Genomic DNA, 12,017 nt, shown 5'->3' with positions numbered 1-12,017 from the left:
CCGACATCTGTCCCGCGAGTCGAGCAGTCGGATGGCGGCAACGCCTGGTTCCCGAAAGGAACGGAGAAAGCTGATGGAGATTCCGCGATCTGCCCGCGGGGACCGGACCCGGAACGGTGGCGGGGGCGCCGTGCCGTCCGCCCCGGCACCCGTCGCAGAACTACGGGAACGCGTAACGGAATTCGTCACGCAACACGTCATCCCTCAGGAGCCCGCACTCGACGCGGGCGGTCCGACGGCGGCGCGGACCCTCGCCGCGCTCCAGGAGGCGGCGAAACGGGAAGGACTGTGGGCCTTGCCCCTACCGGTCGAACTGGGCGGTCAGGGGCTGCCGTTGACCTCGTACGCCCCTCTCGCCGAGGCCGAAGGTGCCAGCGACCACGGCCCGGCCGCACTCGGCTCCGCCACCCTCCTGGACGCTCTCATGCTCCACCGGCATGCCACGCCCCGCGTCCGCACGCGCTTTCTGCACCGGCTGACGGCCGGGAAACTTCGCTCCGCCTACGCGATGACCGAGCCCGAATCACCGGGCAGCGACCCGCTCCTGACCAGAACCCGGGCCGAATCCGGGGCCGACGGCTCCTGGAAGGTGCACGGCCGTAAGTGGTTCACGACCGCGGCCGCGGAGGCCGACATCGTGACCGTCCTCGCCCGCACCGACGGCGAGCCGCCCGACCGACACGGTCTGTCCCTGCTCCTGGTGCCCACCGACGCCCCGGGCTTCCGTCTCGTCCGGGAGCTGCCCGTACTGGGCATCGGAGGCCAGTGGGAGATCGAACTCGACGACGTACGCGTCCCTGCCGACCACCTCATCGGTGAACGCGGCCAGGCCCTGGCCGTCGCCGCGCAACGTCTCCAACTCGGCCGCACACTGCGCTGCCTGCGGTGGCTCGGCCAGGCCGAACGGGCCTTCGCCCTCATGCGCACCCGCGCCCGGGAACGGACCCTGCGCGACGGGGCACTCGGCAACCACCAGCTCGTCCAACAGCAGCTCTTCGAAGCACTGCTGGCCATCCGCTCCACCCGGCCGCTGGTCCACGAAGCCGCCCGGCTCATCGAGGCAGGCCACGACGCCCGCATCGAGGTCGGACTGGCCAAGGTCGCGGCGGCACGCATGCTCCAGTACGTCGCGGACGCTGCCATCCAGATCCATGGAGCCGCCGGCCTCGGCCCGGACACGCCGCTCCCCGCGCTCTTTCGCATGGGCCGCCTGGCGCGCCTTCTCGACGGCCCGGACGAATTGCACATCACCTCCGTGGCGCGACGGGTGTTGCGGGACGAGTGAGCGACAAGTGCGGGGGCGGGGGAGGGTTGGGAGCTTGGGGGCGGTGCTCCGGCGGGGGTGTGGATGCCGTGGGCACCGCCCGTCGCGCACGTCACACGTCGTCGGCGTCCACCAACCCGGTGACCAGCGCGAGCCCGAGGGCGAGAAAGAAATCTCCCCACACCAACTCGTGCCGGACGGCAATGCCCTGATCCAGGTCGTAACAGCCATGGAGCAGCATCCCGGGCGGTCGGCCCGCGCCCGGAGCCGTCAGATGCGCGGTGACCAGATGCCGCAGGATCGTGGTCGCCCGCCCTCGCAACCCTTCCGCTTCGGACGCCGTGACCGTCGCCGCGAGCTTCAACAACGCGACCGCCTCGATCGCGGCGGCGGATGTGTCCACCGGCCCTTGATGCATCAACTTGCCAGCTGAGAAGTGAGTTTGATATGGCGTCATGTCTGCTGACGGAACGAGGTCGCCAGTCATTCCCCGGTCCCGTCCGAGCATCTCCCGGGCGACTTGCGCGTACGAACCGTCGTCCAGAAACACGGCGGCGTCGGCGAGGGCCAGCAGCAACCACGCCCGCCCGCGACTCCAACCCGGCGCCGGACGTGAGCAGCCGACCCACCGTCCCGCCTCGGTCCATTCCCACGCCGGCCGCAGCGGCTCCGCACCGAGGCACAGCGCGAGATGCCGATCGATATGGGACCGGGCGGCGCGTAGCCCCTCGGCCGTTCCGGCGGTCGCGAGCAGCGGCACCATCCCGGCCGCCCCGTCCACCCGCGCCACCAGGCGAGGCCCACCGAAGGCGGCGCCCCACGGCACGATGCCGAGCACGGCGTCGAAGGCGTCCTCCAGGCATACGCGAGCCGCCCGGTCCCGCAGATCCACCGCACCGCGATCCCCACCGGGCCCCGCGCCCAACGCGGTGCCATACCAGAAGATCAGCCCCCGCGTCGCCGTATCGACACCCAGCCAACCCGCCAGTCGCCCGGTGCAGTCAGCCGCCCCCGCGCGATCCCGTACGTCCCCGGAGTGCAGCGCCCGCAGCCACCGCAACCCCGCCCAGAAGCCCCCGGCCCACGAGCCGCGCGCAGTCGTCGTCCACCGCCCGCTCGCCGGGTCCGCATACAACGGGAACCGTTCACCGACCTCCGCGGCCGTTACGGCCACACGGTCCAGGACGAGGGCGAGAGCATCCCGCGCCCATGGCAGCACCCTGGGACCGTCGGCCCGGGGTGCGTTCCCCGACCGCGGGGTCATGGCCGCACCCCGCTGCCGGTCCGGCGCCGCTCCCGCACCGCCCACACCGCCGCGACCAGGCACGCCGCCGCGAACTCCACCGCCACCAGCAGCCACCCCGACCCGTACCCGGACGACTCCACCAGCGCACCGAACGCCGGTGGCCCGACGGCGAACCCCGCGAAGAATCCCGCGGACACCAGAGCGGAGTCCCGCCCGGCCCGACCAGGCGCCGCCCGCTGGATCACTACCACCATCGACACCGCATTACCGGCGACCGCGAACACCCCGACCGCCACCGCCGACGCCCACACCAGCACCGGGACCCGCAGCGCGGCGACCAGCAACAGCCCGGCAACCACCGCACCACCCGCCAGCATCGCGGGCAGCACCACCGCCCGCCCCGGCCGTCCGGCCGCCCTCGACCAGCCCATCCGCCCGGCGATCCCCGCCAGTCCCAACACCGCCACCAGAACACCGGCCGAGGTCGGAGCCAACCCGAGCCGCTGCGCCCCGAACAGGGCCAGATACGTGTTCACCGAAGCTATCCCCGCCCCGAGCAGCAGCGAGAACACCAGCAACCACCCCACCTCGGACCCCACCGACGACACCCCGCCGCCCGACTTCCGCACCGCAGGCCGAGACGGACCGCCAGGCACCCCATCGGCGGGTAGCCCACGGACCGCCCACAGCGCCGCGACCACGGCCAGGGACGCGGCCACCCACACCGCACCCCGCCAACCGACCCCGCCCGCCAACGCGGCCAACGGCAGACCGGCGGCAAAGGCCCCCAACTGCACACCCGACTGCTTGGCACCGGTCACCGCACCACGCCGTGCCTCCGGCACGACAGCCCGTATCACCTTGTTCGTCGCCGGGTTGGCCAGCGCCTGCGGAACCCCGCCCACCGCGACCGCCGCCAGCAACACCCCGTACCCCGGGGCCGAAGCGATCAAGGCAAGAGCCACACCGACGAGCCACAACAGCACGATTAGACAGCGCCGCGGCCCCACCCGGTCCACCACCCGCCCCGCCACGGGCGACAGCACGGCGGCGGCCCCGAACCCGGCCGTCGTCGTCAGCCCCAACAAGGCCCGGCTCATCCGCAGTTCGTCCACCAACAGCGGACCGAGCGCCCCGAGCAGGAACAACTGCAGCATGGAAAACGCCATCGCCGACGTCAGCAACAGGGTCAGCCCCGCCCCTGTACGCCGCTCGGCGCCCGCGTCACCACCCCTCCGGGAGTCCGCTGGTATCGAGGACGGCGGGAACGACCGATCTGCGTGCACACGCACTCTCCCTCCATGCCCGGACCACGCACCGCACGTGGCCCACGGCAGAGAGTCGTACGCATCCACCCGCCGGTTCCCGGATGCTGCCGTGAAGCGGCGCCGCGCCGCATCGTTGGCATCCGCCGTCATGGCGTCGGACCCTCTCCGATGGCCCGCCGAGTCGCCGGGTGGATCGACCGAGTGGCCGGGTGGATCAACCGTGCGTTGCTGCGCGCTCGATGCGGTCCAGGAGGCGGTGGCGGCGTACCGCGTGGGCGAAGTCCGGTGCGTGGTGGGTGCCGTGCGTGAGGTCGGCGTGGATCTGCTCGTAGGAGTGGGCGACGGTGTACGCCATCTCGGTACGGCGGCCGGCGAGTTGGGGAAGCGTCTCGTAGGAGGTGGGGACCGGCAGTTCCTTGAGGGTTGTTTCCTTGCCCCGGGCGCCGTGCACGGTTACCTGGCCGAACTGGAGATGGCCGGAGGCGCCGGTGAGCAGCAGATCGCCTTCGGTTCCATTGATCTCCCAGTGGAAGTCGGTCGCGCGGGACAGGCCGCCGCGGAAGTGGACGGACGCCACCGCGCCGCCCTCCAACATGCCGTTGAGGGCGAGTTGGTCCGGCGCGTTCATCGGCAGGATCTCGCCGGTTGTCTCATCGCGCACGGAAGTGCGGCGGGTGGCGAGGGTTGCGCCGAGGTCGGTGAACTCTCCCAGGGCCATGGTGAGCGCGTCGATGGTGTGGCCGAACGGGATGGTCAGCATGGTGGCGCCGTTGGCCGGGTCGAGGGTGTAGGCGTTGCGGCCGGGGATGTCGCCGCCCCAGCCGCGTCCCGAGGCGATGATGCTGGTGGAGAGCACCTCCCCGACGTACCCCGACGCGATCAGATCGCGCACGTAGCGGACCGGGGGAGCGGAGCGGGCCTGCAGTCCGACGAAGGTGCGCAGTCCCCTGGATTCGGCGAGGGCCGCCAGCTCTTCGGCCTCGGCGAGCCCGTTGCCCAGCGGCCACTCGCTCAGCACCATCTTTCCGGCGTGCAGCGCGGCCAGTGCCAACTCCCGGTGCTGGGGTACCTTCACGGTGATGACGACCAGGTCGACCTCATCGCGCCGGACCAGCTCCTCGTGGGTGCCGAAGGCGAGCGGGATGCCGTATTTCTCGCCTGCCGCCTTGGCGGAGGCGGCGCTGGAGGCGGACAGCGCGCGGACCTCGAAGCCGTCCAACGCGCGCAGTGCGGGTAGATGGGCGGTGGCGGCCCAGCCGCCGGAGGCGCTGAGGCCGATGATGCCGACGCCGATGGGGGTGCGGGGCGAAGGGGTGCCAGGCATGACTGTCTCCTTGATGTTGCAGAGCAGAGCGGGACGGGACCGCCGGCGGACCGGGGCCTCCGGAGGTCGATGATCACGACCGTAGCTCATGTTCGCAATATTGTGAACATGTGGCGGTGGTCATGGATACTGGAGCCATGGCCAGCCGTACTTCTTCGCCCTTGGTCCACCCCGACGAACGGGACCTGGACCTCTTTGTGATCATGAGCGCCCTCGCCGACCCCATCCGGTTGAGCATCGTCGTCACGCTCGGCCGTCACGCCGAGGTCGCCTGCGGGACCTTCCAGTTGCCGGTCGCCAAGTCCGCGCTCAGCCGCCACTTCAAGATCCTTCGCGAGTCAGGACTGATCCGGCAGCGGGACGCGGGCACCCGACGCGTGAACACTCTGCGCCGCGAGGAGCTGGACCGCCGCTTCCCCGGGCTGCTCGACCTCGTACTGAAGGAGGGGGCCGGGCGAGAGGTGGCGGTCGGCGACACGAACTGAAGCGTTGTTGATTGAGTTGATGGAAGGGCCTTGACCGGTGTGTGTTCCGGGTGCTCCGTCGACGCTTCACATGAGGACAACGCAGCCGCGTTCCTCCAGGCTGCGCAGCAAGCGGTGGGGGAGCGTGCAGGCGTTCCACCGAAGATCGAGCTTTTCCAGGGAGGGCAGCTGCGTGACCCAGTCGGGAATTCGGGCCAGGCGGTTGCTGCGCAGGTCGATCTGCCGAAGCAGGGGGAGCCCCGCCAACGACTCGGGCAGTTCGGTGAGGGCGTTCTCACGCAGGTCCAGGTGCCGGAGTTCATGCAGGTCGGCCACGGTGGACGGCAGATCGGTGAGGGCGTTTCCGCGCAGCCAGAGCTCGCGCAACTTATGAAGGCGACCGATGCCGCCAGGCAATGCGGTCAGCCGGGTGTGCTGGGCCCGTAGCTCGGTCAGTTCCGCGATCCGGCCGATGGTTTCGGGCAGGGCGGTCAGCGGGTTCTCGCCGACGTTGAGGTAACGCAGCCGTGTCAGGTTTCCCAATGTGTCCGGAAGCCTGGTCACGTGGTTGTCGTGGAGGTAGAGGCAGCCACTGAGTTCGACCAGGTCGCCCAGGGTGTCGGGAAGCGACGTGAGCTTGTTGTGGCCGAGGTCCAACATGGTCAGGCGGCCCAGGCGTCCGATCTTCGGCGAGAGCGCCGTGAGGCCGGTCTCGGCCAGGATCAGTGCGCGTAGCTCGGTGCGCTGCCAGACCCACTCGGGCACTTCACCGAGTTGCCGGCGCCAGAGGTTGAGTGTGGTGGGCTGCACGGCCGGGCCCCTTCCGTTGACGGTCCTGAGGGAGATTCTGGCGGGTGGCCGCGGCGGCCCCGCCACTGGAGGTGGGGGCCGTGCAGCAACGGAGGGGATCAGCCGACTGTCGGTGTCGGGAAGCCACGGGCTATCGGGATCACCGCGTGCTGGAACGCCCCGGTGTGGTCGACGGATCCGTGATCGACGACCCGCGCCGTTCTTCCGTGCTCGGCCAACTGGCGAGCACAGCTGAGGGTGTTGTCGCGGGGTGCCTCCCGGTCGCCGGCCGACGTGTGGAGCGTCACGGGTACGCGGGGAGTCCATGCGCAGCTCGTACTGTTTCGCCGCAAGGCGTCGAGCAGCGGGCCGGTGGGATGGCGCAGGTAGTCGTACCACCGCTCGGTGACCAGTTCGTTCAGCGTGCCCGGCAGCTTCTTCACCACCTCCTCCTGGGAGTGCTCACCGTCGAAGAGGTCCTCCACGTAGGCCGCGTAGGGAGGGCGGAACACCGCGGCGGGATCGGTGCAGAGAGGGGGCGTGGAGAGGTGCCTTTGTGCCGTGAGGAAGTACGCCGCCGCGATCACGCCCGCCGTGGCGTTGATGCGCCCGTCGAACAGTGCCGGGATCTCGACGTGTTCGAGGTCGTACTCACCGCCGACCGCTGCCAGGCCGCGCAGGCGGAACGAGCGCACCGCGCCGCCGGAAAGGGCCTGCCCCACTCCCATCGCGGCCTGCCCTCCTTGGGAGAAGCCCGTGACGTACACGCCTCCGTCCGGTGCGATGCCGGGGCGGGAATCGTAGCCGGCGGCTATCTGCCGGAGAGCGATGGGGGAGGCGCACAGCAGGTCGAGGCTGGCCGAGACGGTCGAGGCGACGTCCATGAACGGGTGCCGTCCCGGTCCCAGACCCAGTCCGAGGTAGTCGGGTGCGAGCGCGATCCGTCCGCCGGCGGCGTACACCGTGGACGCGACGTGGTCCGGGCCCTCGGGATTGACCGACGGGGCGCGATCCCGGGCGGTCATGGAGCCGTGTGTGTGGATGACGGTCGGCAGCGGGGCGTTGTGCGTCACGGTCAGCCGGGGGAGAACGAGCAGGCCGGAGGCGGTGGTCGGCCGGTTGTCCGGCGTGCGGGTGCGGTATACGACGCGGTAGCGGGCGACGCCGTGACGCACGACCTTGTCCAGCTCGGCGTCGGTGCCGGTGAAACCCTGCGCGCGGGCGGCGGCGACGACCTGACTCCGGCTCTGCTCGCCGATCGGCGCGACGGATACCAGTCCGCCCAGCCGTGTGCCCCTGCCGCAGGTTGATTGCGAGGGCGCGGTGGTCGCTCCGGCCGCGGTAGCGCCGTGCCGTCCCGCAGCGACTGCGGCTGCCGCCGACCCGGGCGGGGTGGTGGCCACAGCGAGCAGCGCCAGCACCGCCGTGGCCGCACCGACATCGCCGGCGCGCGAACGCCACCAATTCCTGGGGCCGCTACTCTTCTCGGCTCTGTCTCTCCCCATGGGCCAACTCTAGGTAAAGCCATCCTAGTTGGGCGGTGGGGCTTCCTTCTTCCTCGCCGGTCGCAGCCGCTCCAGGAGGGCGTGGAGCGTCACGCTCTCGACTTCGGTGAGGGCATCGAGGGCGCCGTGTGTCTCCTGCATCTCCTCACGCACGCGACGGATGATCTCGCGGCCCGCGTCGGTCGCGACGACGTTCTTCACCCGGCGGTCCGCGGGGTCGGCTTCCCGGCGGACCAGCTCGCGGGCCTCCAGTCGGTCCACGATCCCCGTGACGTTCGACGCGTCGCACACCAGCAAGGTGGCCAGGCCGCGCATCGGCAGCGGGCCGTCGAGCTGGGCGAGGACCTTCGCCTGTGTGGCGGTGAGGCCATGGTGGGCGGCGGCGGCCGCGAAGTCGCGCCACTGGGCGGCGCCCACGGCGGCCAGCAGTTCCAGCAGCTGGAGCTTGGTGGGTGCCGGGGCGGGTGTGGTCCTCATGGCCGGAGCGTACCCAAAGTGCTTCACTTCATCAATTGTTTACTTGACGATCTGAAGTATTGAGGTCTACCGTCTAGAGAAATACTTGATGCCATGAAACATCTATGGCCTGAAGCACCGAAGGTCCCCGCCAGTCATGAGCCACGCCGCATCCGCATCCGCCCCCGCCGCAGGGCGACGGCACGAGACGCTCGTCATCCTCGCCCTGAGTCTTGCCGCGATGGTCGTGTCGATGATGCAGACCCTGCCCGTCCCGATCCTGGGCCTGATGCGGAACGACCTCGGCAGCTCGGCCGCCGACGTCAGCTGGGTGACCACCGCCACTCTGCTGTCCGCCGCGGTCTTCACCCCGCTGCTCGGCCGCTTCGGCGACCAGCACGGCAAGAAGCCCACCCTGGTGGCCGTGCTCGTCGTCATGGTCGCGGGCTCCGTCATAGCCGCGGTCGCCGGCTCGCTGCCACTGCTGATCCTGGGCCGGGTGCTCCAGGGGGCGGCCACCGCGATCTTCCCGCTGGCCCTCTCCGTCCTGCGTGAAGAGGTCCGGCCGCAGCGGCTGCCCGGCGCCATGGCCCTGGTCAGCGGCACGCTTGCGTTCGGCAGCGGGCTGGCGCTCGTCGCCACCGGCCTGCTCACCTCCGGTGCCGACGCCGACTACCGCAACGCCTTCTGGATGGCCACCGGCTTCGCGGTCCTCGCCCTGCTCGCGGTTGTCTTCCTCGTCCCGGCGACCCGGCACAAGACCGGCGGGCGCACCGACTTCCTCGGCGCCCTCACCCTCGGCATCACCCTGCTGCTGCTCCTGCTGCCGATCTCTCAGGGGCACGAGTGGGGCTGGACCTCCGGCCGTACGCTCGGCACGTTCGCCGGTGCGGCCGTCATGCTCGTGGTCTGGGTCCTGACGGAGCTCAAGGTTCGCGAGCCCCTCGTCGACATGCGGATGTTCGTCCACCGCCCGGTCCTCATGGCCAACCTCTCCGGCGTTCTGGTCGGCTTCGGCATGTTCGCCAACTTCCTCGGCGTCTCCTACCTCGTACAGATGCCCAAGGCGCTCACCGGCTACGGCTTCGACGCGTCCATCCTGCGGGCATCCGTCCAGTTCCTGCTGCCCGGCGCGCTCGTCTCCCTGCTCGCCTCGCCCCTCGGCGGCCAGCTCGTCCGCCACCGCGGCCCCCGGTACGCGCTGGGCGTGGCCGCGGCATGCGGAGCCGTCGGCTTCGGCTGGCTGGCCCTTGACCAAGGCCACACCGCCTCCGTGATCGGAGCCGGCCTCCTGACCGGCGCGGCCGTCAGTTTCGGCTACGCCGCCATGCCCGCCGTCATCATGGCGAGCGTCCCGCACCACCAGAGCGGCATAGCCAACGGCATCAACTCGATCTCCCGCTCCACCGGCAGCGCGATCGGCAGTGCCATCGTCACGACCATCCTGGCGTCCAAGACCATCGAGCACCTGCCGGCGGGCGTGGCGCCGCTGCCCGCCGAATCCGGGTTCACCCTCACCTTCGGCATCGGAGCCGTCGCCTTCGCGCTGGTCGCGGTGATCGGCTGGCTCGGCCTGCGCGAACAGCAGGGGCAGCAGCCACAGCACGGACCGAACGGCCCCCGGTCCGCCACGGCAGGCGCGGCAAGTGCTGATGTGTCGTCAACGCGCCTTACGGAAGCGGCCGTTGTCGAACCCGTTGCGAATCTCGCGTCCCAGGCTCACGCCGCTCCGACGGATGCTGCTCCGACAGACGCCGCCCCGGCCGGCGCCATCCCGGCCGATGCCGTCGTTGCCGGTGCCGTCCGGGCCGGGGCCGGGTTTCACGGCCTGGTGCGGAACGCCGACGGCGAGGCGCTGGGCGGTGCCGCCCTCACCCTCATATCGCCGGACGGACGGCAGGTCGCCCGCACGCTCTCCCACCCCGACGGCCGCTACGCGCTGCACGCCCCGGCCAGCGGTCCGTACGTGCTGATCACCGCCGCCGACGGCCATGAGCCACAGGCCGCCACGGTCATGGCAGCAGCGACCCCGGTCGCGTACGGCGTGCGGCTCCCGCGCGCCGCAGAAACGGCAGGTGCGCAGGTGCGAGGCACCGTACGCGCCGGGAAGGCCGGCCATCCGCTGCCCAACGCTCGGCTCACGCTGGTCGACGACGCCGGGAACGTAGTGCGCACCACCCTCTCGGACGCCGACGGCGTGTACGTCTTCACCGACCTGACCGCGGGCGAGTACTCGCTCATAGCCAGCGGCTACCCACCCGTGGCATCGGCGCTGGCCGTCGAGGGCCACGGCACGGACGACTTCCATCTGGAACTGGCACACCCCGCGCCCCAATAAGCCACGGAGTCCGGGAATGCCCAGGCAGCCCCCCGGATCGCCGGAATCCCGCGCCCCGAACGGTCCTCCTACGCCACTCCAACACGCCCACTCACTCCAACACGCACAGTGCTCACACCTACTGATCGCACAGCTACTGATCGCACAGGCTCATACCCACTGATACCGACAAGGAGCACCCCATGACCGTCTCTGCGTCCCCCTCCACGTCCCCCGCCTCCCGCGCGGCCGAGATCCTGTCCCGGCCCGTCGCGCTGAACGGCCTGACCGTCCCGAACCGCATCGTGATGGCGCCTATGACGCGCATGTTCTCCCCCGGGGGCGTCCCCGGTGAGGACGTGCGGTCGTACTACGCCCGTCGTGCCGCCGCGGGCGTCGGCCTGATCGTCACCGAGGGGACCTACGTCGGCCACGACTCGGCGGGGCAGAGCGACCGCGTTCCGCGCTTCCACGGCGAGGAGCAGCTGGCCGGCTGGGCGAAGGTCGCCGAGGACGTGCACGCGGCAGGGGGCACGATAGTGCCGCAGCTGTGGCACATCGGCATGGTCCGCAAGCAGGGCGAGCCGCCCTTCGCCGACGCCCCCGCCGTCGGCCCCTCCGGCATCCGCATCGACGGAACCGAGGGCACCGGCAGGGCGATGACCCGAGGCGACCTGGACGACGTCATCGGTGCCTTCGCCGAGGCCGCCGCGGCCGCCGAGCGGATCGGCTTCGACGGCGTCGAACTGCACGGCGCCCACGGCTACCTCCTCGACCAGTTCCTGTGGGAGGGCACCAACCGCCGTACCGACGCCTACGGCGGCGACCCGGTGGCCCGGACGAAGTTCGCGGCGGAGATCGTGGCCGCCGTCCGGGAAACCGTCTCGCCCGACTTCCCGGTGATCTTCCGCTACTCGCAGTGGAAGCAGGAGGCATACGACGCACGGCTCGCCCAGACCCCGCAGGAGCTGGAGGCGATCCTGGCTCCGCTCGCCGCGGCCGGCGTCGACGCTTTCCATGCTTCCACCCGCCGCTACTGGCTCCCGGAGTTCGAGGACTCGGACCTCAACCTGGCGGGCTGGACCAAGAAGCTCACCGGCCGGCCCACCATCACCGTCGGCTCGGTCGGCCTCGACGGCGACTTCCTCCGTGCGTTCGCGGGCGAGGGCGCTGCGGTCGGCAGCATCGACAACCTCCTCGAGCGCCTGGAGCGCGACGAGTTCGACCTCGTCGCTGTCGGCCGCGCCCTGCTCCAGGACCCGCAGTGGGCGGCCAAGGTCCTGGAGGGCCGGTTCGAGGAGCTCAAGCCGTACGACGCGGCGGCGCTGAAGTCCCTGAGCTAGCCGCACCGTAGTTGCCAGTAGTTGCCAGCCCCAGCTGTGCC

At 70.9% G+C, this 12,017-nt stretch carries 10 protein-coding genes; 4 read left to right on the top strand and 6 right to left on the bottom strand.

The features are described 5' to 3' along the window. Window positions 1-73 precede the first annotated feature (73 nt). Complete coding sequence (locus tag ACRAS8_RS00260; protein WP_438483636.1) at window positions 74-1,285, top strand: acyl-CoA dehydrogenase family protein; 1,212 nt, start codon at window positions 74-76, stop codon at window positions 1,283-1,285. Between the two features lie 91 nt (window positions 1,286-1,376). Here the strand turns inward: ACRAS8_RS00260 and ACRAS8_RS00255 are convergent, their stop codons facing one another. From ACRAS8_RS00255 to ACRAS8_RS00245, 3 genes are all read right to left on the bottom strand, one after another. Next, entirely contained in the window at window positions 1,377-2,156 is a 780-nt protein-coding gene (locus ACRAS8_RS00255) for a hypothetical protein (protein WP_438483634.1), read from the bottom strand. Between the two features lie 368 nt (window positions 2,157-2,524). Further along, a complete protein-coding gene (locus ACRAS8_RS00250; RefSeq protein ID WP_438483632.1) occupies window positions 2,525-3,667 on the bottom strand; it encodes an MFS transporter in 1,143 nt (380 codons plus the stop codon). A gap of 325 nt (window positions 3,668-3,992) precedes the next feature. After that, window positions 3,993-5,102 (bottom strand): Gfo/Idh/MocA family protein, encoded by a 1,110-nt coding sequence (locus ACRAS8_RS00245; protein WP_438483630.1) that lies wholly within the window; start codon window positions 5,100-5,102, stop codon window positions 3,993-3,995. A gap of 137 nt (window positions 5,103-5,239) precedes the next feature. Here ACRAS8_RS00245 and ACRAS8_RS00240 point away from each other — a divergent pair, with 137 nt between their 5' ends. Continuing rightward, on the top strand, window positions 5,240-5,587 hold the full coding sequence (locus ACRAS8_RS00240) for an ArsR/SmtB family transcription factor (protein ID WP_438483628.1): 348 nt from the start codon (window positions 5,240-5,242) through the stop codon (window positions 5,585-5,587). A gap of 66 nt (window positions 5,588-5,653) precedes the next feature. Here the strand turns inward: ACRAS8_RS00240 and ACRAS8_RS00235 are convergent, their stop codons facing one another. The 3 genes from ACRAS8_RS00235 to ACRAS8_RS00225 all read right to left on the bottom strand — a co-directional run bounded on the left by ACRAS8_RS00235 (window position 5,654) and on the right by ACRAS8_RS00225 (window position 8,337). Beyond that, entirely contained in the window at window positions 5,654-6,376 is a 723-nt protein-coding gene (locus ACRAS8_RS00235; RefSeq protein ID WP_438483626.1) for a leucine-rich repeat domain-containing protein, read from the bottom strand. Window positions 6,377-6,474: 98 nt separating this feature from the next. Continuing rightward, window positions 6,475-7,860 carry an alpha/beta hydrolase family protein gene (locus ACRAS8_RS00230; protein ID WP_438483624.1) on the bottom strand — a complete coding sequence of 462 codons (1,386 nt, stop codon included), beginning with the start codon at window positions 7,858-7,860 and terminating at the stop codon, window positions 6,475-6,477. Window positions 7,861-7,884: 24 nt separating this feature from the next. Beyond that, window positions 7,885-8,337, bottom strand: a complete 453-nt coding sequence (locus ACRAS8_RS00225; RefSeq protein ID WP_438483622.1) for a MarR family winged helix-turn-helix transcriptional regulator — start codon at window positions 8,335-8,337, stop codon at window positions 7,885-7,887. A 136-nt stretch (window positions 8,338-8,473) separates the two neighbouring features. On the opposite strand from ACRAS8_RS00225, the gene ACRAS8_RS00220 reads away from it, so the two are divergent. Further along, complete coding sequence (locus ACRAS8_RS00220) at window positions 8,474-10,654, top strand: MFS transporter (RefSeq protein WP_438483620.1); 2,181 nt, start codon at window positions 8,474-8,476, stop codon at window positions 10,652-10,654. A gap of 182 nt (window positions 10,655-10,836) precedes the next feature. Continuing rightward, window positions 10,837-11,976, top strand: a complete 1,140-nt coding sequence (locus ACRAS8_RS00215; RefSeq protein WP_438483618.1) for an NADH:flavin oxidoreductase — start codon at window positions 10,837-10,839, stop codon at window positions 11,974-11,976. The last annotated feature ends 41 nt before the right edge of the window (window positions 11,977-12,017 follow it).

This window comes from Streptomyces sp. S186 (genome assembly GCF_051603415.1).
In the GTDB taxonomy this organism is placed as follows: domain Bacteria; phylum Actinomycetota; class Actinomycetes; order Streptomycetales; family Streptomycetaceae; genus Streptomyces.
Note: the sequence above shows the minus strand (reverse complement) of the source record. Positions and strands in the feature narration are given on the sequence as shown.

Excerpts from the sequence above, each read along its gene's own strand:
- ACRAS8_RS00225 (WP_438483622.1), bottom strand. The coding sequence starts at position 8,337 with ATGAGGACCACACCCGCCCCGGCACCCACCAAGCTCCAGCTGCTGGAA.
- ACRAS8_RS00245 (WP_438483630.1), bottom strand. The coding sequence starts at position 5,102 with ATGCCTGGCACCCCTTCGCCCCGCACCCCCATCGGCGTCGGCATCATC.
- ACRAS8_RS00250 (WP_438483632.1), bottom strand. The coding sequence starts at position 3,667 with ATGCTGCAGTTGTTCCTGCTCGGGGCGCTCGGTCCGCTGTTGGTGGAC.
- ACRAS8_RS00260 (WP_438483636.1), top strand. The coding sequence starts at position 74 with ATGGAGATTCCGCGATCTGCCCGCGGGGACCGGACCCGGAACGGTGGC.
- ACRAS8_RS00230 (WP_438483624.1), bottom strand. The coding sequence starts at position 7,860 with ATGGGGAGAGACAGAGCCGAGAAGAGTAGCGGCCCCAGGAATTGGTGG.
- ACRAS8_RS00215 (WP_438483618.1), top strand. The coding sequence starts at position 10,837 with ATGACCGTCTCTGCGTCCCCCTCCACGTCCCCCGCCTCCCGCGCGGCC.
- ACRAS8_RS00240 (WP_438483628.1), top strand. The coding sequence starts at position 5,240 with ATGGCCAGCCGTACTTCTTCGCCCTTGGTCCACCCCGACGAACGGGAC.
- ACRAS8_RS00220 (WP_438483620.1), top strand. The coding sequence starts at position 8,474 with ATGAGCCACGCCGCATCCGCATCCGCCCCCGCCGCAGGGCGACGGCAC.